This window comes from Vibrio sp. 10N.261.52.C11 (assembly GCF_041471405.1).
In the GTDB taxonomy this organism is placed as follows: Bacteria; Pseudomonadota; Gammaproteobacteria; order Enterobacterales; family Vibrionaceae; genus Vibrio; species Vibrio crassostreae_C.
Genome location: NZ_JBFROI010000034.1, coordinates 69,784 through 95,819, shown reverse-complemented (window position 1 = coordinate 95,819; position 26,036 = coordinate 69,784). Strand labels below are relative to the sequence as shown.

Genomic DNA, 26,036 nt, shown 5'->3' with positions numbered 1-26,036 from the left:
CGGGGGAATCCATGTAGCCGCATTAAGGTGTGAGCAGCGCTTGGCTATACTTGAGCGAAGCGAAAGCGCCAAGCGTTGCGAATCACTCTTAAATGCTTTGTTAACTGTGCGGTCAATGTGGCTTAAAGCAGAGTTGAGAGTTAAACGACTCAACAGGGTTGTGGTCACTGGTAGTTAGCTCAACACTACACTGTGACTTACTCAAAGCTTGTAGCACACCATCAAACTTCAAAATATACGATTCATCTTCTTTTGGAACAAAATCAGAAATGACCCCACACATAAGACTTCCGGAAGTAGCTGTTACCAAAAAGTGTGATTTATTCCCGGCAACAATTGGTAATGTTTTTGACTGTTCATTACCAAACATTGAAAATCCGCCGATTTCAATTGTATGCATCAGAGTTCTGTCACCTTCAATTTCCCACATGTCACATTTGCCTGCATTCTCTACATGCCAAAACCTAATCTGTATTCCAGCTAGCGACGCTCCATCCCCTTCCGCTTGAAGACTAAGTTGGGTCAAATTACCAGTATTTGTTGGTGATACATATTTATTTGCACAACCAGTTAAAAAGGCACCCAGAATAGGCACTAATAACACACTCTTTTTCATCCTTGATCTCTTTAAACAAAACTAACACTTCACACTTTTGCATATGAAAATGGGATGATAAAGCTCATAGTATTTGTTCGTGACTCAAAGCACAGTTAACAGCTATATTAGACAGAATAATTCTGCATTTTGTCCCCGAAACAATTCTGTCTAGTTTCCAAGACACACTACACTTAGTCTAATAACTCATTTAATAACATTATCTTACCTACTTATCTTCGTATCAAACATGACGAAAAGCAGAAATTTTCCATATAGTTTCTGCAAAATGCAGAAAACTCCCCAATATGTGAGTAAACCGCAGCTCGATAATGAATAGTCATATCTTTGAATATCGTGTTTTCAAACAAAAACGCCGACGTAATTGTCGGCGCTTAACTCTTGGTATTAATAGGTTAGAGGTAGTAACTACTTCGCCATGGTACTCAAAAACTCGGCTTCGAACTCTTCATCGGCTTCTCGGGTTAGACATTCCACCAGCCAATCGATGCTTTGATGGTCAAGCTTACTGTTCACCACGAAAGCTTGCTTTACGCCAGACTGACCCAGCTTGGCAGAGCCGTAGTTCTTGAATGATTTATTGCCGTGGTAATGGAGTGATTTGATCGCTTCTGCGTTAGGTTCTGGCAAGGCATCGAGGGTATTAGCAAGCTGAATCACCAACTCCATTGGGTTCTTAGAGGAAGATATTCGATACAGAAAACCGCCCTCTACTCTTTGGCGAACCCAATAATCAAAGCCGCTGCAATCCATCACCTTGTCACTGACCAGTGCGGCTTCGCTGTGATAGCCACACGGTTCAACCATCACTGGGGTATGTTTGAATTCTGGCTGACCTGATGCGGCATCGGTATGAGGCAAGATTAGTTCGCATGGTTTGCTGTCTTTGGCGGTGGGTGCGTTCCAGTGGATAGGCATGAAGACTTGTTCACGGCGCATCTCTTTGGTCACCACTAAGCGCGCTTGGCACTCCCCTTGTGCGCTGCGCACTTTCACCACAGGGTTAATAGTCGCGTGGTTGAAAGCATCTAGCCCAAACTCATCCAAGTTCAGTTCTGAAACGGTATCTGGGTGCATCGCAACAAAAGGCTCAGGGGTATGCTCACCTAAACCTGCCGCCAAGCCTGTGCGGCTCATGGTGTGCCATTGGTCTCGGATTCGGCCTGTGTTCATGATAAGTGGGAATTCAAGGCTGGTATCGGCAATCGGTTTGTCGTGCTCAACTGCAATAAACTGCGCTTTGCCTGATTCGGTAAAGAACTCACCATTGGTGAACATGCGCTGTTCGATGATCTCAGGTTGATACTCAAGTACTGGCCATTGCTGTGGAGTGAGTTCGCCATAGCCTTTTTCATCCAGTTGCGTGAGTCCAATTAAGCACAAGTCACGCGCTTTACCTGTTTCATTGCCGAGCGCTGTCATCTCGCAATACTCTTTGAAGATCTCACCTTCATGGCGGAACTCGAATTGCTCTTTGAATCCCATTTTTTGTGCGACTTCTTTTAGAATCCACCAATCGGGTTTGGCTTCCCCTGGGCTTGGTAACACGCGGCGCTGGCGTGAAATTCGGCGTTCAGAGTTAGTCACGGTGCCCGACTTTTCGCTCCACCCTTGCGCGGGTAGCACTACATCAGCCAAGCGAGTGGTTTCCGTATCGGCAATGCAGTCAGATACCACCACAAATGGGCACTTCTCTAATGCGGCTTTAATTTTTTCGCTGTCAGGCAGGCTCACAACTGGGTTGGTTGCCATGATCCACACGGCTTTGATTTTGCCTTCATTCATGGCATCAAACAGGTCAATCGCTTTTAAACCCGCATGTGTGGCTAAGCTGTCGGTTTGCCAGAACTCGCTGACGGTCTGGTGTGATTGCGGGTCACCAAATTCAAAGTGCGCCGCTAAGGTATTGGCTAAACCGCCCACTTCTCGCCCACCCATCGCGTTCGGCTGGCCCGTTACAGAAAATGGCCCCATGCCCGGTTTACCGATTTTCCCGGTGGCTAAATGGCAGTTAATAATGGCGTTTACCTTGTCGCACCCTTGTGTGGATTGGTTCACGCCTTGGGAGTAAATGGTCAGCACCTTCTCGTTCGATGCAAACAAACTGTAGAACTGTTTTAGCTGCTGCTCTGTTAACCCTGTCAGCTCAGGAACGCTTTTGTCGCCCCAGCCTGATTCGGTATAACCTGACTCTGTATAACGGTAGTGAGTCGCAGATCGAATCGATTCAGTAAAGCCTTGGGTGTGGTTTTCTATGTAGTCTGCATCTAGCTTGTCGTTATCATCGAGGTAACCCAATAAACCATTGAACAATGCGACGTCTGATCCTGATTCCAATGCCAAGTGAATGTCTGCGATTTCACAAGTGTCGGTATAACGCGGGTCTATGACGATGACTTTCAATGCAGGGTTGGCTTGTTTCGCGGCTCTTAATCTTTGGAAAAGTACCGGGTGACACCATGCTAGGTTAGAGCCTGTAATCACGACTAGATCGGCTTGCTCGAGATCTTCGTAGCATACCGGTACGGTGTCTGCGCCAAATGCACGCTTATGCCCGACCACAGTTGAAGCCATACATAGCCTAGAGTTACTGTCGATGTTGCCACTACCAATGAAGCCTTTCATCAGTTTATTGGCAACGTAATAGTCTTCGGTAAGCAGCTGACCAGACACATAGAACGCAACCGAATCGGCCCCAAATTCTTCGATGGTTTGATTAAATTTGTCTGCGACCAACTGAGTGGCACTGTTCCAATCCAGCTCTTGTTTTTGCTCATTCTGAATATAAGCAGGCTGTGTAAGACGACCCAAAGGCGTGACGGTGTCGCCGAGCGCGATCCCTTTAGTACATAGCTTTCCATAGTTTGATGGATGATCTTTATCACCACGTACTTCTAGTTTTCCTAGCGATGTCGGTCTCGCTTCTATTCCACACCCTACACCACAATAAGCACAGGTCGATTTTATCCAGCCGTTGTTTGAATCGGTCATCCGTTTCTCGCTCAATTATCCATAATTGTAATAAGTGAAAACAAGCAAATAACACGCCACTTAATAGCAGTTGATGAATAGTAAGTAATTTAATTTAAAAACAACAACTTAATAAAAACACAAATATCAGCAATGAACCAATTAGAACTTAACAAAGATAGAAACTTAATTTTTGCACCATCTTGCTGAAAGTTGCACCACAAACGCTCATTTATATAAATCTAACAAAAATTTTACATACCACTTTAGGGGTAATTGCGTGCTACCTCTATTTTTTAAACCACTGAAAATTATAAGTTAATTTTTATTTAAATGAACGAACCGTAATCTGGCATCCTCCTTGCTCCACTAAAAACCAAGACTTAGAAAAAACATTTTTGTTTTTCTTGATGATTATGAATTGAGTGGAATCTCAACCCGGTATTCATCTGCTAACGACTAGAAATTAGATGCTAGTGATGGTGACGCCGAGAATAAGGAATGGATTATGAGCAAGAAGAAAATCGTCGTTGTTGGTAACGGCATGGTTGGACACAAATTTATCGACAACATCCTGCAATCAGAGAGTGATGAGTTTGATGTGATTACTTTTAGTGAAGAGCCAAGGCTGGCCTACGACCGTGTTCAGCTAACGGCTTACTTTAATGGTAAAAGCGCTGATGACCTGTCATTGACCAGTGAAGAGTATTACCAAAGCAACGGCGTGAACTACTTGTTGAACCAGAAGGTTGCCAAGCTAGACACCGCCAATCAACAAGTCATCACTGAAAGTGGTCACGTTGAAAGTTACGACAAGCTAATCTTGGCGACGGGCTCTTTCCCTTTTGTTCCCCCTATTCCCGGTAACGACCAAGAACACTGTCACGTTTATCGCACCATCGAAGACTTAGACGCCATCGAGCTTTCAAGCAAAGGCAGCAAATCTGGCGTGGTGATTGGTGGTGGTCTGCTTGGCTTAGAAGCCGCAAACGCCGTCAAAAACCTTGGTTTGGAAACTCATGTGGTTGAATTCGCGCCTCGCCTAATGGCCGTACAATTAGATGACGGTGGCGGTGCGCTACTGCGCAGAAAGATTGAAGACCTTGGGGTGCAGGTTCACACCGAGAAAGCGACCTCTGAAATAGTCGACGGAGAAAACGCTCGCTACCGTATGAACTTTGCAGACGGCACCCACCTTGAAACCGATATGATCGTGTTCTCTGCGGGTATTCGCCCTCAAGATGCCTTAGCTCGCAGCTCTGATATCGCCATTGGTGAACGTGGCGGCATTGTGATTAACGATCACTGCCAAACCAACATCGACAACGTGTATGCGATTGGTGAATGTGCCCTTTGGGACAACAAGATCTTCGGCTTAGTCGCCCCTGGCTATTCAATGGCGAAAATCGCGGCTGCGCATATCTTATCGGACGGAACGAGCGACGCTTCATTTACTGGTGCAGACATGAGCACCAAACTCAAATTACTGGGTGTTGATGTGGCCAGTATTGGTGAAGTACACGGCAAGACGGAAGGCGCTCAATCGTATACTTATAACGATGAAATTGAACAAGTTTATAAACGCTTGATCATCTCGGCTGACGGCACGAAAATTGTCGGTGCCGTATTGGTCGGTGATGCAGAAGCCTACGGTTCGCTACTGCAAATCAAGCAAAATGATATGCCCCTTCCTGAAAACCCATCAGTGCTAATTTTACCTAACGTGGCCGATGATTCTGGCTCTGCAATGGGTGTTGAAGCTCTGCCTGATAGCGCTGTGATCTGTTCATGTTTTGATGTGACCAAAGGCGATATTAAAGAGGCCGTTTCAGCTGGCTGCACCACGATGGCAGCATTGAAAGAAACCACGAATGCTTCAACAGGTTGTGGCGGTTGTTCTGCCCTTGCGAAACAGGTTCTCGATAGCGAGCTAAGTAACCTAGGTGTGGAAGTCTCTAACGATATCTGTGAGCACTTTGCTTATTCTCGCCAAGAGCTTACCGACATCATTCGCGTCAACAAAATCAAGACCTTCGACGAGCTGTTAGATTCTCACGGCAACGGATTGGGCTGTACTGTGTGTAAACCGGCTGTCGGTTCGATTCTGGCTTCGTACTGGAACGATTACATCCTTGAAGATCAACATATCGAGCTGCAAGACACCAATGACATCTACCTTGGCAACATGCAAAAAGACGGCACTTACTCGGTAGTTCCGCGTATTGCTGGCGGTGAAATCACTCCAGATAAATTGATTGTTTTAGGCGAAGTCGCTAAAGAGTTCGACCTGTACACCAAAATCACGGGCGGTCAGCGTGTCGACTTGTTTGGCGCACAGCTTAACGAACTGCCTATCATCTGGAAAAAGCTGATTGATGCAGGTTTTGAAACGGGCCACGCCTACGGTAAATCGGTTCGTACCGTGAAATCTTGTGTCGGTAGCACTTGGTGTCGATACGGTGTCGACGACAGTGTTGGCTTAGCGATTCGACTTGAGAACCGCTACAAAGGCCTGCGTTCACCACACAAGATCAAGTTTGCGGTTTCAGGCTGTACTCGTGAATGTGCAGAAGCCCAATCGAAAGACATTGGTGTTATCGCCACCGACAAAGGTTGGAACCTCTACATCTGTGGTAACGGCGGTATGCGTCCTCGTCATGCAGACCTATTCGCCACTGATTTAGACGAAACCACACTCCTTAAATACATCGACCGCGTTTTGATGTTCTACACACGTACCGCAGACCGCTTACAGCGTACATCGGTATGGATGGAGAACCTCGAAGGCGGCATTGAATACCTCAAGCAAGTCGTGATTGAAGACAAGCTCAACGTAGCTGAAGAACTCGAAGCGGACATCGCACTCAACATCGAGAAGTACCAGTGTGAATGGAAAACCACCATTGAAAACCCTGAGAAGATGAAGCGCTTCCAGCACTACATCAACAGTGAAGAAATGGACACTAGCCTCTCTTTCATCAAAGAGCGAGAGCAGCGTTTTCCTAAGCCGAGCTTGAGTGATGCTTCGAATTCAAAACGCGATGAAAAGCTCGCTAAAGCAGACCAAATCGAAGTGACTGAGGTTTCATAAATTTCATCAGGTTCATCAGGTTCATCAGGTTCATCAGGTTCATCAATAAAAAAATAAAAACTCAATTTTAGACTAGGAGAAAGTCATGGAAAATTGGACAACCGTATGCAGCACCAGCGATCTAACCCCAAACGGGGGAATTTGCGCCAAAGTAGACGATAACCAAGTGGCTATTTTTTACTGCAAGCGCAGCGACACGCTTTATGGGCTCTCTAATTACGACCCTATCGGCAAGGCGAATGTGATGTCACGTGGTATAATTGGTTCATTAAGCGGAGAACCTTACGTGGCCTCACCCTTATACAAGCAGCATTACCACTTAGAAACTGGCGAATGTCTTGAACAGCCTGAGCTCAAGCTCGTGAAATTTGAAGTTCGCAAACAAGGAGAACAAGTTCAAGTTCTCGCACCACTTGCTATCGCCAGTTAACTAAACCGCCGACACCATCATGCAAACGCTTATTAGCGTGCGCAATTTCGGCACAGGGTTTATGCACATTAAAAGCGTTCTAAGTTCGGAAGTAACGCAGGTGCACAAACCGGGTAATTTTCCAGATTTAAAGGATTTAAACCATGGATAACACTAAATTTTCGCTGCTTTCATTTACGGGTAAGATGAAGGTCTTACACCTAAGCTGGATGGCCTTTTTCATTACCTTTGTTGTGTGGTTCAACTTTGCCCCACTACTGCAAATGGTAAAAACTACGCTTGGTCTTTCTACTGAAGAGATCAAAACCCTCCTGATCCTCAACGTTGCATTGACCATTCCGGCACGTGTCGCAATAGGCATGCTAACCGATAGATACGGCCCAAGGTTGGTTTACTCTTCGCTACTCGCGGTCTGTTCAATCCCTTGTTTTATGTTTGCTATGGCAGACTCTTTTATTCAAGCGGCGATTGCTCGTTTCCTATTAGGCTTCATCGGTGCAGGCTTCGTTGTCGGTATTCGTCTAGTGTCTGAGTGGTTCCCACACAACGAACTGGGTACTGCAGAAGGTATTTACGGCGGCTGGGGTAACTTCGGTTCAGCAGCAGCGGCGTTCACACTTCCAACTCTCGCTCTAGCGTTTGGTGGTGAAGACGGCTGGCGTTATGCGGTCGGTATTACCGGCGTAATGAGCTTAGCGTTCTCGTTTATCTTCTACAAAAACGTGTCAGATACACCAAAAGGTTCGACTTACTTCAAGCCTGCTCAAGTAACAGCAATGGAAGTGACATCAAAGGGTGACTTTTTCTTCCTACTTATTATGAAGATCCCTATGTATGCCGCTTTAGCGCTACTGACTTGGAAGCTATCACCAAGCAACATCAACATGTTGTCTGACATGGCGGTTTACTCTGTGTATGCAGGTTTAGCAGCACTTTACGTGTACGAAGTGTCGCAAGTTTGGAAAGTAAACAAGAACGTATTTAAAGAAGAAGTGCCTGAGATTCACCAGTACAAGTTCAAGCAAGTAGCGGTACTTAACGTATTGTACTTCGCAACATTTGGTTCTGAACTGGCTGTGGTTTCTATGCTGCCACTGTTCTTCTCTGAAACCTTTGAATTAACACCGGTTCTTGCAGGTATGGTTGCATCGGCTTATGCCTTTATGAACCTAATGTCTCGCCCAGGTGGTGGTTGGATTTCAGATAAATTCGGTCGTAAACCAACACTGCTTATTCTAACGATTGGTCTTGCTGTGGGTTACTTCGCAATGGGTCAAGTCGACAGCACATGGCCTGTATGGCTAGCGGTTGTTGCGGCGATGGCGTGTTCTTTCTTCGTGCAAGCGGGTGAAGGTGCGGTATTCGCAACGGTTCCTCTAATCAAGCGTCGTATGACAGGTCAAATTGCAGGTATGACGGGCGCTTACGGTAACGTGGGTGCAGTAGTTTACCTAACTGTGTTGTCATTCGTAAGCTACCAAACCTTCTTCTTAGTGATTGCTGCAACAGCGGTACTTGGCTTTGTGACTCTACTGTTCATGGAAGAGCCTAACGGTCAAATCGCCGAAGTAAACGACGATGGCAGTGTCACGCTGATTAATGTTTCAAGCTAGGTCTGTACTATGAAGCATTGATATTATTGAATCGGGAGAAGCACCTTAGCGGATACATCAATGCTAGGTGCTTCGTTCAAAGGCTCTAAGTTCACTAGGGCTTTTGTTCTTCCTAGGATGTTCTGTCAAGGAAGCGGGAAGAAGAGCAGTTAAGAAGAAGACCAGTTATGACAATTTCATTCAGCCAAGGGCAAGTCATCACGCCAGAATCCAACAACCAGTTAACGCTTAAGTTTGGTGGTTATTCGAATCAAGGCGTACGAGATGAAAACCAAGATGCCATCATTGTAAAACACCCAAAAACTCGCGCAGAGCAAGAGTTGAAAGGCAGTGTTGCCTGCATAGCAGACGGCGCAAGTTGCAGTGAACACGGCCAGAAAGCCAGTCACACCAGCGTGATGCAGTTTATCGACGACTATTACGCAACTCCCCAAAGCTGGAGCATCCAACGTTCGGCGCAAAAGGTCTTAACGTCCCTCAATTCTTGGCTCTTCAACACGTCTGTTTCTAATATTCATCCCGCACAACAAGTGAACCACAATGCCCTCGTTTCGACGTTCAGCAGCGTGATACTCAAATCAAACACCGCGCATATCTTCCACGTGGGCGACAGCCGCATTTACTTACTCAGAGATGGAGAATTACGCCAACTGACCCGCGACCACACCCGTAAAAATATGGGACAGAAGCATTATCTTACACGCGCCTTAGGCATGGACAACCAACTCAACGTTGACTATCAAACCCTGCCTATCAAGAAAAACGACTGCTTTATCCTGACATCTGATGGCGTGCACGAGTTTGTATCTCCCAACACCTTCAAAGAACACATCGATAAACCCGGAGCGGATTTCGAATACGCAGCGCAAACCATCTGTAACACCGCTTTAAGCCACAATAGCTCAGACAACGTGAGCTGCTTGATTGTGCAAGTCAGCCATCTGCCTAAACCTTCGCTGATTGAATTCCATGAGAAGCTGGCTAAACGGGCAATCCCACCCGCTTTAAAGCTCGGGCAAAGTATCGACAACTTCATGGTACTTGAGGTGTTGTATGCAGGTTCAAGAAGCCATGTGTATCGTGTGATACAGAAAGATACACAAACCGAGTTCGTGCTGAAAGTCCCTTCCGTTCAATATCACGATAGCCCTTCGCAACTTCGAGCTTTCTTTAATGAACAATGGGCGGGGATCTTGCTGAAAAATAAGAGAGTAATGAAGGTTTACCCTACGCCAGAGAACTCGCAATTCTTATATCAAATCTGCGAATGGGTAGAAGGCATCACCCTAAGACAATGGATGTACGACAATCCAAAGCCGTCACTCAATGAAGTGCGCGACATACTAGAAAAAATCACACAAGGCATTCGAGTATTACAACGTGCAGACATGGTGCACCGAGACTTAAAACCGGAAAACATCATGATTCAACGTGATGGTGAGGTAAAAATCATCGACCTTGGTGCGGTGTTAGTGAGAGGCCTTGAAGAGGGAGAGCTCACCGACAAAGACGACACACCATTAGGCGCGGTCAATTACATAGCGCCAGAGACCATCAAGCACAACAGCGCGACCACCAGCTCAGATCTGTTCTCTATCGCTGTGATCGGCTATGAGATGCTAACCGGTGCATTGCCCTACTCTGAAATGACTGCCCAATCGCTTAAACAATCTCGCCACCATCAATGGGAATACCAACCCATAACTCAGAAACGAGCGGACTTACCAAGTTGGGTGGATTTAGTGTTACAAAAAGCCTGCGCGGAATCGCCAAGCGAACGTCATCAAGTGTTAGGGGATTTTGTGGCAGACCTTTACACACCAAACCAAAGCTTGGTGAAAAGCAAAGCCAAGCAACCTTTGATAAACCGAAATCCAATCCAGTTTTGGAAAGTGTTGGCCTTGTTGCTCGGCATTGTTGCCATTGTGGAAATGGGCTTATTGCTGAGTTCAAATTAATTACAGGTTCGAGCTAAGTGCCCAAGTCCAACCTAGCTTGTGTAAACTAACTGGAATTAGCCTCGTTTTACTAAGCTTCTTGGTACTAACTCGATACCCGCTTGGTAACGTTTAGCAGACGCGTTCAAAGCAAGTGCAAAGGCGCTGTCTGCAATCACTTCGAATTGCTGTGGCAATGAATGAACTTTAAAAGGTAAGAAGTCCAATAAACGGTTATCACCAAAGGTTGCCAGTTTCACTTGCTTGATCAGCTCTGGCTTTTCAACCATCACATCCAATACACCTTCTAGCAAAGTGTAAGACATAGTGACAATCGCATCGGGCACTGTGCCTTTGGCAATCCAACCCTCAAAAATCTCACGTCCTGATTCTCGGTCAAAGTGCTCGCCATAACCGACAACCATCGGCTTGTTTTCGGTTAGCCCTGTTTGTTGAGTATGTGCTTTATTCGCAGCTTCAAAACCGAGCTGACGTTCACGTGAAATGTTCAGATCAGGCAGTGCACCAATCAAACCAACACTATGAATACTGTCATCAAGAATCGAATGCGTCAGTTCAAATGCAGCTTCGAAATCTTCACTGATCACACAGGCAAAGTGCTCATCATCTAAAGGACGGTCAATCGCAATAACGGGTGTGCCTGAGTTTTGCAACTTCAAGTAGAACTCATTGGCGTCTGGCATTGAGCTCGCCACCAGCAAGGCATCAATACGACGGCTAACAAGCGCTTCCGCAACTTTACGTTCAGTTTCAGCGTCATCATCTGAGCAACCAATCAAAATCTGATAGCCCACTTTACGTGAGTTCTGCTCTATCAATTTAGCTAAACGCGCATAACTGCTGTTTTCCAGATCGGGAATAATCAAACCAAATGAACGGCTATTACCAGCGCGCAGCGACGAAGCAGCATGGTCTGGTCGGTAGTTATACTCTTCCACCACTGCCATTACTTTCTGCTGTGTCTTTTCACTGATTCTGTATTTCTGCGCCTTGCCATTAATCACATAGCTGGCTGTGGTTTTCGACACACCGGCTAGTTTGGCAATCTCATCTAGTGTCATATGGGTGACCTGTATTTTGTGCGTAGGATCATATAACCAATCTTCTGATCCTTGGATTAGTTGAATTATATGCTGAATCGATTCAGTATAAAAGCTGAAAGGATTCAGCAAAATCTGAAAAGTGACTTCAATCATCCTTTTGTATGGATTGAGCGTCATTTGTCGTGATTCAACTTCTCGTTATAAACGAAACTGAAATTACGACACGCAGCAAAACTATTTTGGTTATCGAATTGGCTTTGCTGAATTTTTTTACACTGAATGCTGAACCGATTCAGCTAAGATAAAACAAAGAGCAAGCAACGAGTAAAGCTCACTAACATTTGCTCTAGACTGAATCGTAGCGATACACAAATTCTCAAGCGATACGCTAAAGAGGCACCATGCTTAAATTATCAAAATCTGACATCACTCTTGGCCAAACGGCCGATGACAAATTCAAAGCTATCCAGAACATTGCTGGCGACCTAACTGCGAAAGGCCTAGTTGACTCTGGCTACGTTGAAGGAATGCTGAACCGTGAAAACCAGAACTCTACGTTCTTAGGCAACGGCATCGCGATTCCTCACGGCACCACTGACACGCGTAGCCTAGTAAAAGAGACAGGCGTTGCAGTACACCACTTCCCTGAAGGTATTGATTGGGCAGACGGCAACCGTGTTTACGTAGCAATTGGTATTGCAGCGAAATCTGACGAGCACTTAGGCATCCTTAAGCAGCTAACCAAAGTTCTGGCAGCTGACGGTGTTGAAGAGAAATTAAAGCAAGCGAAATCAGAAGACGAAATCATCGCTCTACTTAACGGCGAAGTTCAGCTTGAAGCCGACCTAGACGCTTCTTTAGTTCAGCTACTGTTCCCTGCAAGCGACATGATTCAAATGTCTGCAGTTGCGGGCGGTCTACTTAAGAACACAGGTTGCACAGACAACGCATTCGTTGCTGACCTAGTAACGAAAACACCAACTCACCTAGGCCAAGGCCTGTGGTTGTTGGGCAGCGACAAAGGTGTAACTCGCACTGGCGTATCTTTCGTTTCAACAGCGAACCATTGTGAATACGAAGGCACACCAGTTAAAGCATTGGTAGCATTCGCCGCTTGTAACAGCGCGCACCAATCTATTCTGGCAAACCTAAGCAAGATGGTTTTTGAAGGTAAACAGCAACAACTGTTAGCCGCTGACGCAGCGCAAGTGATTGGCCTTCTAAAAGGTGAAGCGGTTTCTACAGCGTCTCAAGACGACGACAACTGCGCAGTATTCAAGATCAAAAACGCACACGGACTACACGCTCGTCCGGGCGCAATGCTGGTTGCTGAAGCGAAGAAGTTCGAATCAACAATCCGCGTTTCAAACCTAGATGGCGACGGAAAAGAAGTGAACGCGAAGAGCTTGATGAAAGTCATCGCACTTGGCGTTAAACACGGCCACCAGCTTCAGTTTGTTGCTGAAGGTGACGATGCAGCACAAGCACTTGAATCGATTGGTAAAGCTATCGCTTCAGGCCTTGGCGAAGGTTAAGGAATCGATATGTCTGATAAACAAATCAAAGCCGTTACCGTTACGCTAAACCCTGCTCTCGACCTAACAGGCGCTATCGACGCACTTAATGTGGGCTCAGTGAGCCTAGTAAACAAAGGCTCTCTGCATGCAGCGGGCAAAGGCGTAAACGTAGCGAAAGTACTTTCAGAACTTGGCGCGAAAGTGACCGTAACAGGTTTCCTTGGTCGCAATAACGAAGAAGCGTTCTACCAACTGTTTGAGCAGATGGGCGCAACTGACCGCTTCATCCGTGTCGACGGCGCGACTCGTATCAACGTGAAATTGGTAGAAAATTCAGGCCAAGTAAGCGATATCAACTTCCCAGGTGTTCCTGTTGATGCTGACGCTATCAAAGCGTTTGAAGAAACCTTGTTAGAGCTTGCTGAAACACACGATTACTTCGTGATTGCAGGCAGCCTGCCACAGGGCATCTCTCCTGAGCTTTGCGCTTCTTGGGTTCAACGCTTACACGATTTAGGTAAGAAGGTGCTATTTGATAGCAGCCGTGACGCACTTAAAGCCGGTATCAATGCGCAACCTTGGCTGATTAAGCCAAACGACGAAGAGCTGTCTCAGCTGTTCAATGCAGAACTAACCACACGCGACCAATGCCAACACGCAGGCCAAGCCCTAAGTGAAAAAGGTATTGAAAACATCGTGGTGTCACTTGGCGCAGAAGGCGTGATGTGGCTAAACCAAGGTGAATGGTTACATGCTCAACCACCGCGCATGCAAGTAGTAAGCACGGTAGGCGCAGGCGACACCTTAGTTGCTGGCCTATGTTGGGGTCACATGCAACAGATGCCAAAACCAGAACTTATTAAATTCGCAACCGCCCTATCTGCTCTAGCAGTTTCACAGGTAGGCGTGGGCATCACCAGCCAACAAGAGCTGGATTCAGTACTACAAAATATCCAATTACAGTCGCTTAGTGCTCCAACTAGCCAGTTAGACACAAGCAAATAAGACAAAAGGTTTATTATGAATATTACCATTATCACAGCTTGCCCTAGTGGCGTAGCAAACAGCATCATCGCCGCAGGCTTGTTAGAGCAAGCGACAAAAGCACTGGGTTGGAACGCCGCTATTGAATGTCAATCAAGCGTGCTACCTGACTCAACCGTATCGCAAGACACTATCGACAGCAGCGACGTTGTGGTTATCGCAGCCAACACCAACGTTGATAAAGCGCGCTTTGTCGGCAAGAAAGTGTACCAAGCAGCTATCTCGGAATGCACTGCGGATGCAAAAGCATTTCTAGAGAAAGCGGTAGTAGAAGCAACAGTACTAGACGCTTCTCAAGTTGAAAGCACTGTTGAAGTGACCGGTACCTCTCCAAACTCTTCTACAACAGCAAGCACAGGCAGCAAGAAGATCGTAGCGATTACGGCTTGCCCAACGGGTGTTGCACATACCTTTATGGCAGCTGAAGCGCTTGAAGCAGAAGGCAAACGCCTAGGTCACCAAATCAAAGTGGAAACTCGCGGCTCTGTAGGTGCGAAAAACCAACTGACTGACCAAGAAATCGCAGACGCTGATCTTGTTATCATCGCAGCTGACATCGACGTTCCTCTGGATCGTTTTAACGGCAAAGCGCTATACAAAACGACAACGGGTCCTGCGCTTAAGAAAACAAAGCAAGAGATGGAAAAAGCATTCGCAGAAGCTAAACCATACCAACACACTGCTTCTTCAAATTCAGCGCCTGCTGACGAGAAGAAAGGCGTGTACAAGCACCTAATGACAGGTGTTTCACACATGCTTCCTGTGGTGGTTGCGGGTGGTTTGATCATTGCACTCTCTTTCGTATTCGGTATCGAAGCGTTTAAAGAAGAAGGCACGTTAGCAGCAGCACTGATGACTATCGGTGGTGGTTCTGCATTCGCACTGATGATTCCTGTTCTTGCTGGTTTCATTGCATTCTCGATTGCTGACCGTCCAGGTCTGGCTCCAGGTCTAATCGGCGGTATGCTGGCTAGCTCAACGGGCGCAGGTTTCCTAGGTGGTATCGCAGCAGGTTTCATTGCCGGTTACACAGCGAAATTCATTGCCGACAAAGTTCAACTTCCACAATCCATGGAAGCCCTCAAGCCAATCCTGATCATTCCGTTTATCGCGAGTTTGTTCACTGGTCTTGTGATGGTTTACATCGTAGGTGGTCCTGTTTCTGGCGTAATGAGCGCAATGACAGACTTCCTAAACAACATGGGTACGTCTAATGCGATTCTTCTAGGTGTGATTCTAGGCGCAATGATGTGTTTCGACCTTGGTGGTCCGGTAAACAAAGCCGCTTACACATTCGGTGTTGGTCTACTGGCTTCGCAAACTTACGCACCAATGGCGGCTATCATGGCAGCAGGTATGGTTCCAGCTCTAGGTATGGGCCTTGCGACTTTCCTAGTGAAAGACAAGTTTGAAGCAGGCGAGCGTGAAGCAGGTAAAGCATCATTCGTTCTTGGCCTATGTTTCATCTCTGAAGGTGCAATCCCATTCGCAGCGAAAGATCCAATGCGTGTTATCCCAGCTTGTATGGCAGGTGGTGCACTAACAGGTGCTCTATCAATGATGTTTGGTGCACAGCTAATGGCTCCACACGGCGGTCTATTCGTACTACTGATTCCTGGCGCTATCTCTCCAGTACTTATGTACCTAGTAGCGATTGCAGCAGGTACGCTAGTAACAGGCTTTGGCTACGCAGCACTTAAAAAGATGAGCGGCTCTAAAGTAACGGCAGAGGCTTAATCCCCCTACTCTGGTTAACGGTTCAGCCCGATAACCAGAGGCTCTTGATAACCGGTTTCTTGGTAAAACGGCTCCTTAAAACAAAGGCTCCTCATTTGAGGAGCCTTTTTATTGTTCATGTATTTTCCGGTCGGAATGAGTTAAGTGCAATATTGGTATATTTGATTAGCTAGTAAGCGTTTCTTCAAAGACACCCAATTCACGACCAAGCCAGATCGCTCGTACTGTGTGATCCAAAGTTTCTTCACCGCCAGTTACAGGGTGAATAAGCACCGACATATCACCGCGTTCTTGCTCAAGCCATTCAACAATGCCCGACTCTTTGTTCGCAAAGTGAATCTCAAACATTGGCATCTTATGTGGACCAACCAAACGCTGTATTAATGGGAAAACCTCTAATACATCTTTACGTTCCGCTAAAATTTTCTGACGCAGTGTTTCTGCTTGCTCTGCAAATCGCAGAGGGAAATAGATATGACCGTGGTACATGGCACCATCCTTTAGAATTATGATGCGAACAGTTTAACCTGCTTTCTCTAGCAAGGACAGTCAACCAATGGCAGCCGAAGTATTAAACATCATGTAGAAGACTGATCTAGCTGAAATTTCTAGAGCATTCCAACAAAAACGCCACACGTAGTTTCAGTGTGGCGTTTGTTTTTAAGCTATAAAATGCTTTAGCAATAATTAGCGTTAGTAAATTGAATCAACATTCAAAGGACTGTTGTTTGGTTTCTCTAGTTTTAATTGTTCAACCGCACTAAGACCTTTAGAGCTAATTCCGCCACTATAAGACTTCGTGCCATCAGCATTAGTCATGGACGTTTCGCCCACGCTCCAAACTTCAAAGAAGTCACTTAAGTCATAGTTTGAAACATAAGAAGCGCACACCATCATTAGGTCTCCACCAGAAAGCCCAGTCTCGCTAGCACTACAATAGTTCGTATTCGAGTCGCCTTCTCTATCACCTCGAGCTTTACGGTGCATAAGTTTGAACATGTTCCAGCCTTCATCTTCACCATACACATCAGATTGGCTTGCGCCGCGTGTATACCAATCATCAATTGCAAAGTTCGATTTTGCCCAGATTTTTAGCTGACCAAACATAACTAATCGTAAACCTGCATCACCATGTGACCACGCATGTTCATTATTGAGCTCTAGCCATTTAGGTGCTTTCTTAATATCCGATTTAATACGATCCATTTCAGGGTTTGCATTGCGCCCCTCTAACTCCTGCATATACAACGCAAGAAGGTTATTGGTCACTTCTGTACTACCAGCCGCAAGGAAAGGAGCTGATGCTAAGTTGTGACCAACTTCATGCCACAACAACCAATCGTTCACAGGGTTGGTTGGAATGTATGTCCGATTTGCGTTAAAGCTTGAATTCATCACTGGGTAGCCAGAGTGAGCAGCGCCAATCGAAATCTGCACGTCATTCACAAAACGATGGCGGAACGCATTCAGTTCTGGATAAGTGAACCTACGGTGTAAACCAGTGCTTTGTTTCTCATCACGCCCGTAGAAGTCACTTGCCGCTTCAGCGAATCGATTCATATCTGTTGCGAATTGGTTCAAATCAGCGGATTCTAGATTCCTGATTGGTGTAGTGTAAATAAATGAACCCGTATCGATTTCTGCAATTGGTGCGTCTGTCGATTGAATAGTGTTAATCCACTGTCCCTCTTTCCACCAAGCCGCTTTTAACGCGCCATCAATGCTAAACGAGACTTCACCAAGCTCTTTTACTTTCGGTTGAATGTAAATAAGGCCACCATATGGAACCTTGAAAGTTAAGCTCGAACCATTGTAGTCAAAGCTGGTTTGCATACGTGGAGGGCGTTTCAAACTCGTTTCGTGATTCGGCTTACCTGTAAGATCATCCGCGATCATCACAGTAATCGTAGCTGCCACGCCATCTTGAATAGTTACTTCTTGTAATTGAGGTGCCCACAGGCCTGTCGATTGATTGTTTCCTGCCGAATACGTCACCGCTTTACCGTTGGTCTGAACCATTACCGTACTTGACGAAGATGCCCCCGAAGTTCGACCCGGATACATTGTGGTATCAACAACGATTTCATGATCCCAGAATGAGCGCCCCAACATAATACGAGTCAGAGGTTTCTCCATGTAATTTAATGGATAGCTAGGATTCAACTGCCCAGATAACTCACCTTCGCCATGAATCATTCCATTAGCGACTAACGACGCTTTTAGGTCAACAGGACACTGTGCATCCATTGTGTCTGTTTGATGTAAGTCTTCGGTATAACAGTTAAGGAACTGAACAGCCTGCTTGAACCCCAACTCATCTTGTATGTCTGTTTCAAAATGGTATGCGTTGTCATTCCACATCCAAACAGACAGGTTATCAAACGCTTGATTCAATTCGCTGTTAGACAGACGCTTACCTTGAGTACCTTTTGTTCTATAGTAAATTTCATGCTCATAAAGCGCCGTAAAGTTAGTGCCCAATTTCGCCGCTTTAACCATGCTACCAACAACAGCTTCACTTACTTCATAGCGATCAAAGTCTGCGCGATGATAAGCACCACGAACAGTAACACCGTCTCCAGAACGAGTCTCAATACAGTTAAATTCATATTCATAATCGTTTGTACAAAGATCAGTTCCAACAAATGCAGATTGCAGTTCTTTGATCGCCGCTTCACGCTCTTCTGCCGATTCAACAAAGATACGTGCGGATTTTTTCTCCATTACTGTTACACCAGACGCATCAAGCACTGGCTTCCCTTCAGCGTCTAACTTAGTAACCTCATAAGTCGGGATTTCAAACTTGATTTTGGATTCATCTTTGATCCACTCAACCGTACCATCTTGATTTACCGTGAATGGAGGCTCTCCTTGGTTATCTTGAAAACGCTCAAGAACCACCATTTCCTTTTCGCTCTTTACGTGAAGATTTGGATACGGCGCTTGGCAATAATAAGAGCTACCGCAGAAAGCTTGGTTTGTCGGCGTAACGTTTTCACCACCTAGTGAAACACCAGCGGCATCCGCCAAGCGTCCAATAGGTTCAGGGTTTGTCGTTTGAATCGCATCCATAAACAAGATATTGCCACCGTTATTAACATAGTTGATAAGAGCGGTAATATCGTCTTGGCTTAAGTTCGGGTTATCCAAGTCAGCAACAAACTGGTTAGTCATACCATCTTGAACCAACTTAGGGGGATATGCCTGAAGGATCAAAATCGGCGTAGTGCTCATATCCAAACCATCAAAGTCACCTGAACCACGCTTTTCTACTGACGCAAAACCATACTGAGGACTAACAAAACTGATCCCAGAAATCGGCGTACCATTAGCGTCTGTAAGCTTACTGCGAGTTAACACCTTACCTTCAACACTTGGCTTATAAGCATAGGTAGACTCTGCGTCTGCAGAAACAAAACCAGCGTTAAGGTTATTGTCCGCATTAGGGTCAACCGCAGGAACAACTGTTGTGTCTACGTGTGAACTAGGAGCCTTACCTACTTCATCTGTAGACTCTTCTTCTTTCGATGAAAAGTACGCATCGACAGCATCTTGATCATCAAGTTGCGAGAACACACCTTCAATATCAAAAGCATCCAGTTCTTTTAAACAGATAGCACTTTCAGTCTCACAAACATCAATTGATTCGAGTACCTTAGTAACGTTGTCTCCATGTAATTCTGTCAACTCAAATGCCGCATGAAGCGCATCATTTGAAATCGTGCTTTCTGTAACTTCAGGGAAAGGAGCCGTGAAATCACCTAAAGTAAGGTGACCCAAGGTACAACTAAAACTCACGCCTTGTTTAACACTGAACGTTCCGTTTTCAAGATGAACGCCGTCACAGTATACATCTCCAGACACAAACGCCCACTCGACAACAGTGAACCGATGTAAGTTGTTGGGGGGATAATATCTGTTGGTGGAATAATGTCAGTCGGCGGAAGAATATCCGTTGGTGGAACAATATCTGTCGGTGGAACAATATCCGTTGGTGGAATAATGTCTGTTGGAGGAACCGTATCAGGGCCGTCACTATAGCTTAGTGAATCGTGATTACACCCGGAAAGAGCCGTGGATATGATAGCCAACGCAATTAAGTTTTTTTTCATTGAGCGAAGTTAGTCGTAATTTAAAGTGGACCGTTATCTTATAGATTTACTCCACCTCGATGACTATTGTTTTTTGTCTTAACCACAAAGACCATTACTCATAAGCGATTGAATAAGAAAAACAAAATGATAATTGAGACTCTCATTCCAATTACAAAACCTCTCCCTACCTTAAAACGGAAAAACGCCATATCTCGATTGAGATATGGCGTTTCAATTAGCCATTAACATTAAGACCGATAGGGTATATCTGCCAAAAACACGTTCAAAAAAGAACTAAGGCTTAAGCTTTAAAACTCGGTCAATGTCTTCCGCAGAGTGGCGCTCTGGTACTTGCTCCCACTCTTCGCCAAATGAACGGTTAACCACTCGGCCGCGTTGGAAGCCTTCGCGCGCTTCTAGTTGCTTCGCCCAGCGCACAACGTTGGTGTATGACTCAACTTGTAGAAACTCGGCCGCATCGTAAATTTTGCCTAGCACAAGGTTGCCATACCAAGGCCAAATCGCGATATCAGCGATGCTTAACTCGTCACCCGCCACAAATGTGTTATTTGCGAGCTGTTTGTCTAACACATCTAGTTGACGCTTAGCTTCCATTGCGAAGCGGTTAATTGGGTACTCTTGCTTTTCATCCGCGTAAGCGTAGAAGTGGCCGAAACCACCGCCTAGGAATGGTGCCGAGCCTTGTGCCCAGAACAACCAGTTAATGGTTTGCGTTCTTGCTGCCCCTTCTTTTGGTAAGAAGTGACCAAATTTTTCTGCTAGATGCATCAAGATAGATGCCGATTCGAATACATTCACGTCTTCGTCACCAGACTTGTCGACAAGTGCTGGTATTTTGGAGTTTGGATTCACGCCAACAAAGCCAGAAGAGAACTGATCAGCCTCGCCGATGTTGATCAAGTACGCATCATATTCAGCTTCTTTAACACCCGCCGCTAACAACTCTTCAAGCAAGATAGTGACTTTTTGACCGTTAGGTGTGCCAAGAGAATACAATTGAAAAGCATGGTCACCAACAGGAAGCTCTTTATCAAAGCGAGCTCCAGATTCAGGACTATTGATGTTTGCCCACTTGTTACCACCAGCAGTATCGTTAACCCAAACTTTTGGCGGAGTGTATTGTTCTGACATGATATTTCCTTATTAATATAGGGTCTCACAAACTGATATTAGGTCACATGCCTGCGGTTAAAACCCCTGAATACGATTTATTTTCAAACTGTTAAGCATGGCTTATTCCAGAAAGACATAACCCGCTTAAGCGTTAGTGTGTAGAAGGTAAGTCTGTATTCAAACTTCAATCTAATATCGATAAGTCCACTGCATCATTTAGCAATGATTTTACGAACGACACACCGACAGCTTCAAGAAAGCTGTGATAAAATCGGGATATTACAATTGATAAGGATTTGGCAATGTCTTCTGATTTCACAGGTTCGAGTGCAGCGTATGCTCGCCAAGAGAAAGGCTACCGCGAAAAAGCACTAAAACTGTACCCTTGGGTTTGTGGTAAATGTGCGCGCGAATTTGTTTACTCAAACCTCCGAGAGCTTACCGTTCACCACGTGGATCACGACCATACAAACAACCCTGAAGATGGCAGCAACTGGGAGCTACTGTGCCTGTACTGTCACGATCATGAGCATTCAAAATACACTGACCATGAGCGTTATGGTGTGGATGCAAAAGCGAGTTTAGATGATCATCAGTCAGCGACACACAACCCGTTCGCCGATCTCGCTAAGATGATGAAGAAATAACACACCTTCAGAGTAGTCTTTGGTAGATGGTAACTGCTAGATAATAGATACATAACAAGTAACCCCAGTATGTCACCATACTGGGGTTTCTTTTATCTGCCGTCATAACCACATAATAGAGTTCAGGTAGGCAGGATCAAAAAAGCCTTCCGAAGAAGGCTTTTTAAGAATCAAATCGAATTATGCTGCCGCTTGCTTGCGAGACTCTTCTACCTTCTTAGCGCGTTGTTTTAGCGTCAATTTATCGCGGTATGCAAACCAAACGTAAGACACAACCACTAAGAAGAACAGGTATGACAATGAGAAAATGAACGGCGATTGAATGATATCGTTCGAGATACCCCAAGAAACACCGATAACAGTCACTGCAATTTTCGCAAAAAAGCCACACATCAATAGCACTAATGCCAACTGTGGGAAACGCGTACTGCGGAATGCAAGCCAGTAGCAACTACCAACTGCTAGAGCCGCAACATAGAAGCCGAATAGGAAAGAGTGAATATGGTCAGCTGCCGCTACACCACCAGAAATTGACATCAATAAAATTAAAAACAGTTTCATAATACTCGCCTCACCATAAGTTGGAAACGCATCCTTTCAAATTTGGAATCTCAGTTTGCATACTATTTTCCCACTTTTTACGGACAACACAACCCCTCCAATCGAACAAAATGTAAGCAAAAGTACTAACAAAAATCACCCTTAACAATTGCTTAACATTCTGTTTTTAATAAAACTCCGTTACTCCTTGTCTCATATGAACAAAGCGCTGTTACGATTTATTTTGTTACACAAATTTAACCTTGGAAATTAATTAAAATTATTTGTAACTCTGTGATATCCGCACGCAATACGCGTCTATTCAAAAACCATCACCTCAAAATCCCTGAAATAATAAGAAGACAGAGCGAAAAAGAACAAAATAGAGAGGTGTTAAAAACATTTCAAAAACCAATGAAAAACAACTTATTAACAAATTGAATTTAATTTACCAAAAATGGAAAAAGAGATTCCAATCACATTTTAATTGGTTATAATCCGCGCTCTTTTGCGCTATCTGTTGATAAACGCAAACTAATTTTGAAGAAACAATCACAATAACCCGTCTTTAGTTAAGTGGCTCTCCACTAACCGATGACAAAACTGAGAATAAAAATGAGCAAGATTGATAAAGCAACACGTATCCTGCTAGCAGGCTTCTGTATCAACCTTTGTCTTGGCATCTTGTATGCTTGGAGTGTATTTAACAAAGCGCTAGTAACTGAAGCTGGTTGGAGTGCTGCTGAAGCATCTTCACCTTACGCTATTGCAACTATCACATTCTCTGTTTGTCTTCTTGTTGCGGGCATCCTACAAGACCGTATGGGTCCACGTAAGATCCTTATCCTAGGTACAGCGCTTACAGGCCTAGGTATGATTGCTTCTGGTTTCGCTACAACGCCTATGATGCTGAACATCACGTTCGGTATTATAACAGGTGCAGGTATCGGCTTCGGTTACGCATGTCTGTCTCCATCAGCAATGAAGTGGTACCACTCTTCTAAGAAAGGTATGGTTAACGGTCTTATCGCAGCAGGCTTCGGTCTTGCGGCTATTTACCTAGCACCAGTAACTTCTGCGCTAATCGACAGCATGGGTATCCAAACTAGCTTTATGATTCTTGGTGTTGGTGTACTTGCAATCGCAGTACCTCTAGCAGCAACAATCAACAACCCACCAGCGGATTACACGCCAGCTGAGCCTAAAGTAAAAGCAGGCCAAGCTCCTAAAGCGGTTAAGAAGACTGAAGACCTAACTTGGAAAGTAATGCTGAAGACTCCTCAGTTCTACTCTCTATGGATCATGTACGCATTCGCTGCATCTGTTGGTCTAATGATCATCGGTAACATCACTACAATTGCTAGCGTTCAAGCTAACCTGCCAAACGCAGTTTACCTAGCGTCTATCCTTGCAGTATTCAACTCAGGCGGCCGTGTTGCTGCGGGTATGCTTGCAGATAAAATCGGTGGCGTACGTACTCTACTTCTAGCGTTCATCCTTCAAGGCGCGAACATGGCTCTATTCGCTACGTTCAACTCTGAATTCACGCTAATCATTGGTACGGCTATCGCAGCGGTTGGTTACGGTACGCTTCTAGCAGTATTCCCAACACTAACTGCTGAGTTCTACGGCCTGAAAAACTACGGTACTAACTACGGCGTGCTTTACACGGCATGGGGTATCGGCGGCGCTATCGGTGCAGCAGTTGTTGGCTTCTCAATGTCAAACGGCGAAGGTTACGGCCTAGCTTACACAATCTCTGCAGTTATGATGGCAGTGTGTATTGTTCTAGCAATCATCACTAAACCAATCTCTGAAGCTAAAGTTGCTGAACTAAAAGCATCACAAGCTTAATCAACAGAAAAGATTGAATTTGTTACTGAAGAGCTTAACCTTAGGGTTAGGCTCTTTTTGTATCAAGCGACTTCTCCATTGACGACCGAAACCACTCTTCAGCTCTCCCCCACTTATTATCTCGACAACTTCAATCGACTGGTTGAACACGCTCAAACGCTCTACCCCGATCTTCTGAGTGATGATGAATGTCGTTGGTTGTCCGCATACAAACGTCTTTCTGTTTCAAGCCAATGCCTAATGGTTCGTTTGCTTTCTCGTAAAGGCCGTTGGTTTCGCAGCGATAAACTCAACTATGTTGAGATCCCAGATCTAAAGACCGAACTGCAAGAGCTAAACAGCTCAGGCTTCATTGGGTTGAGTCATCCCGAAGAACAGCATGACCTCGCCATTAGTGAGGTCGAGCTCGGGTTGCACTTGCTCACCAAACCAGAGCTGTTGAGTGTATTCCCCGCCCTTAAGAGCCATAGAAATGCCAAGAAAGACGAGCTGTTGTTACGGCTTGATCAGCAACCTTTTGATCAATTTCAAAACCTCTCTTTCGACTGTATTTACGTCATCGAATCTCAAGTGATTGATGTATTACTGTTGCTGTTCTTTGCCAACACCTATCAAGACTTAAGTCAGTTCGTGTTAAGCGACCTTGGGCTAAACACCTTTGAGAACTACCCATTAAGCAAGCAACGCCGCTTCTTCACCTCTAGGGATCAGCTCAATCAATTAATCCAGATGCGCGATATTCAACGCTTGTATTCAGAAGGTGACCGCAAAGATGGCGAGTTTCTGGAACTGATTTTAAATGCGATTCCTGAAGAATCAGAACACAGAAGTATTGCCAGAAAACGATCGCGTTTGATCAATGATGTTGCTCGCGATCTTGAAAGGCTTAATCTAAACGACCAAGCAATCTTTTGGTTCAGACAATCTACACTTCCTCCGAGCAGAGAACGACTTGCACGCATCTATGATAAGCAAGGTACGCTAGACTTGATGTGTGACATTGTCACGCAAATGAAAGCTACTCCATCGGATGTGTCAGAGTTGGAAGTCGCTATTAAGCTTGAAGACCGGCTGCTACGGAAACAGGGGCACAAAGTTTCACGAACCATAAAGCCGAGCTGCAAAGAGTTAAAACTGGAATTAGACCTCAGCCAAACTCGAGTCGAGCTTGCGGTAAAGCAGCATTTTGAGAACCAAGGTTGGGACGTCTATTTTTCAGAAAACAGTTTTCTGTGTGGCTTGTTTGGTTTGGCTTTCTGGGATGTCATTTTCGCAGACGTTGAAGGCGCCTTTATCAATCGTTACCAACATCGACCATTGGATCTGTACCATTCAGATTTCGTAGACAAGCGAGCCGAACAGATTGAAGCCGTGTTTCAGACGATATCCAAACATGGGCTAAACCATTTTCTTGATACTTACGATGAAAAGCAAGGTATCGCGAACCCCTTTGTTCATTGGAATTATTTTCCTAATGCACTCATCGAACATGGCATGGCTTCAATTCCAAATGCCTTGGTTGTAGACCTCTTCAAAGTGATATTGAGTGACTTAAAGCTATTTAGAACTGGGATGCCGGATTTGATTGCGTTCAAGGGCGATGAGTTTCATTGGATTGAAGTCAAAGGCCCTGGCGATAAACTGCAAGACAACCAGTGGCGCTGGATCAAAGAGTTTGAGCGATTGTCTGTCCCCTTCTCTGTTTGTTACGTCAATCAATGAGTCTTAGCTCTTAACTCTTAACTCTT

At 45.2% G+C, this 26,036-nt stretch carries 17 protein-coding genes and 1 pseudogene; 10 read left to right on the top strand and 8 right to left on the bottom strand.

Annotation, left to right across the window (positions count from 1 at the left end; translation table 11 throughout):
- Window positions 1-112: 112 nt before the first annotated feature.
- Complete coding sequence (locus AB4323_RS14170; protein ID WP_017064753.1) at window positions 113-616, bottom strand: hypothetical protein; 504 nt, start codon at window positions 614-616, stop codon at window positions 113-115.
- Between the two features lie 408 nt (window positions 617-1,024).
- Window positions 1,025-3,622, bottom strand: coding sequence for a molybdopterin oxidoreductase family protein (locus AB4323_RS14165; RefSeq protein WP_372100285.1), 2,598 nt, complete (start codon window positions 3,620-3,622; stop codon window positions 1,025-1,027).
- A gap of 472 nt (window positions 3,623-4,094) precedes the next feature.
- Between AB4323_RS14165 and nirB the strand changes: the two genes are divergently transcribed.
- The 4 genes from nirB to AB4323_RS14145 all read left to right on the top strand — a co-directional run bounded on the left by nirB (window position 4,095) and on the right by AB4323_RS14145 (window position 10,678).
- A complete protein-coding gene (nirB, locus tag AB4323_RS14160) occupies window positions 4,095-6,677 on the top strand; it encodes a nitrite reductase large subunit NirB (RefSeq protein ID WP_371721339.1) in 2,583 nt (860 codons plus the stop codon).
- Window positions 6,678-6,762: 85 nt separating this feature from the next.
- Window positions 6,763-7,107: a nitrite reductase small subunit NirD gene (gene nirD, locus AB4323_RS14155; RefSeq protein WP_012600889.1), complete on the top strand. Its 345-nt coding sequence runs from the start codon at window positions 6,763-6,765 to the stop codon at window positions 7,105-7,107.
- Window positions 7,108-7,250: 143 nt separating this feature from the next.
- Entirely contained in the window at window positions 7,251-8,720 is a 1,470-nt protein-coding gene (locus AB4323_RS14150; RefSeq protein WP_102479073.1) for a NarK family nitrate/nitrite MFS transporter, read from the top strand.
- A gap of 167 nt (window positions 8,721-8,887) precedes the next feature.
- Window positions 8,888-10,678: a bifunctional protein-serine/threonine kinase/phosphatase gene (locus AB4323_RS14145; protein ID WP_017071115.1), complete on the top strand. Its 1,791-nt coding sequence runs from the start codon at window positions 8,888-8,890 to the stop codon at window positions 10,676-10,678.
- A gap of 56 nt (window positions 10,679-10,734) precedes the next feature.
- Here the strand turns inward: AB4323_RS14145 and cra are convergent, their stop codons facing one another.
- Window positions 10,735-11,739, bottom strand: coding sequence for a catabolite repressor/activator (gene cra, locus AB4323_RS14140; RefSeq protein WP_017071116.1), 1,005 nt, complete (start codon window positions 11,737-11,739; stop codon window positions 10,735-10,737).
- 383 nt (window positions 11,740-12,122) lie between these two features.
- Here cra and fruB point away from each other — a divergent pair, with 383 nt between their 5' ends.
- From fruB to fruA, 3 genes are read left to right on the top strand one after another with little or no spacing between them, the layout of a single operon-like run.
- On the top strand, window positions 12,123-13,256 hold the full coding sequence (gene fruB, locus AB4323_RS14135; RefSeq protein ID WP_372148760.1) for a fused PTS fructose transporter subunit IIA/HPr protein: 1,134 nt from the start codon (window positions 12,123-12,125) through the stop codon (window positions 13,254-13,256).
- A 9-nt stretch (window positions 13,257-13,265) separates the two neighbouring features.
- Window positions 13,266-14,243 (top strand): 1-phosphofructokinase, encoded by a 978-nt coding sequence (pfkB, locus tag AB4323_RS14130; RefSeq protein ID WP_017067035.1) that lies wholly within the window; start codon window positions 13,266-13,268, stop codon window positions 14,241-14,243.
- A gap of 15 nt (window positions 14,244-14,258) precedes the next feature.
- The gene (gene fruA, locus AB4323_RS14125; RefSeq protein WP_372152757.1) at window positions 14,259-16,019 is read left to right on the top strand and encodes a PTS fructose transporter subunit IIBC; all 1,761 of its coding nucleotides are present in this window, start codon (window positions 14,259-14,261) and stop codon (window positions 16,017-16,019) included.
- A 165-nt stretch (window positions 16,020-16,184) separates the two neighbouring features.
- Here the strand turns inward: fruA and AB4323_RS14120 are convergent, their stop codons facing one another.
- The 4 genes and pseudogenes from AB4323_RS14120 to yghU form a co-directional block, all read right to left on the bottom strand.
- Window positions 16,185-16,508: a DOPA 4,5-dioxygenase family protein gene (locus AB4323_RS14120; protein ID WP_017060873.1), complete on the bottom strand. Its 324-nt coding sequence runs from the start codon at window positions 16,506-16,508 to the stop codon at window positions 16,185-16,187.
- Window positions 16,509-16,712: 204 nt separating this feature from the next.
- A pseudogene (locus AB4323_RS14115) lies at window positions 16,713-19,820 on the bottom strand (SslE/AcfD family lipoprotein zinc metalloprotease); the annotation flags it as partial.
- Window positions 19,814-20,131 carry a hypothetical protein gene (locus AB4323_RS14110; protein WP_372152753.1) on the bottom strand — a complete coding sequence of 106 codons (318 nt, stop codon included), beginning with the start codon at window positions 20,129-20,131 and terminating at the stop codon, window positions 19,814-19,816. The pseudogene AB4323_RS14115 and the gene AB4323_RS14110, both read right to left, overlap by 7 nt.
- A 276-nt stretch (window positions 20,132-20,407) precedes the next feature.
- Window positions 20,408-21,265 carry a glutathione-dependent disulfide-bond oxidoreductase gene (yghU, locus tag AB4323_RS14105; RefSeq protein WP_017064768.1) on the bottom strand — a complete coding sequence of 286 codons (858 nt, stop codon included), beginning with the start codon at window positions 21,263-21,265 and terminating at the stop codon, window positions 20,408-20,410.
- A gap of 284 nt (window positions 21,266-21,549) precedes the next feature.
- Here yghU and AB4323_RS14100 point away from each other — a divergent pair, with 284 nt between their 5' ends.
- On the top strand, window positions 21,550-21,894 hold the full coding sequence (locus AB4323_RS14100) for a YajD family HNH nuclease (protein ID WP_017060876.1): 345 nt from the start codon (window positions 21,550-21,552) through the stop codon (window positions 21,892-21,894).
- A 180-nt stretch (window positions 21,895-22,074) separates the two neighbouring features.
- On the opposite strand, the gene AB4323_RS14095 is transcribed toward AB4323_RS14100, so the two are convergent.
- The gene (locus AB4323_RS14095; protein ID WP_017064770.1) at window positions 22,075-22,455 is read right to left on the bottom strand and encodes a hypothetical protein; all 381 of its coding nucleotides are present in this window, start codon (window positions 22,453-22,455) and stop codon (window positions 22,075-22,077) included.
- Window positions 22,456-23,049: 594 nt separating this feature from the next.
- Between AB4323_RS14095 and AB4323_RS14090 the strand changes: the two genes are divergently transcribed.
- Both AB4323_RS14090 and AB4323_RS14085 read left to right on the top strand, forming a co-directional pair.
- Window positions 23,050-24,288: an OFA family MFS transporter gene (locus AB4323_RS14090; protein ID WP_372152751.1), complete on the top strand. Its 1,239-nt coding sequence runs from the start codon at window positions 23,050-23,052 to the stop codon at window positions 24,286-24,288.
- A gap of 57 nt (window positions 24,289-24,345) precedes the next feature.
- Window positions 24,346-26,010, top strand: a complete 1,665-nt coding sequence (locus AB4323_RS14085) for a VRR-NUC domain-containing protein (RefSeq protein ID WP_372152750.1) — start codon at window positions 24,346-24,348, stop codon at window positions 26,008-26,010.
- Window positions 26,011-26,036: the final 26 nt, after the last annotated feature.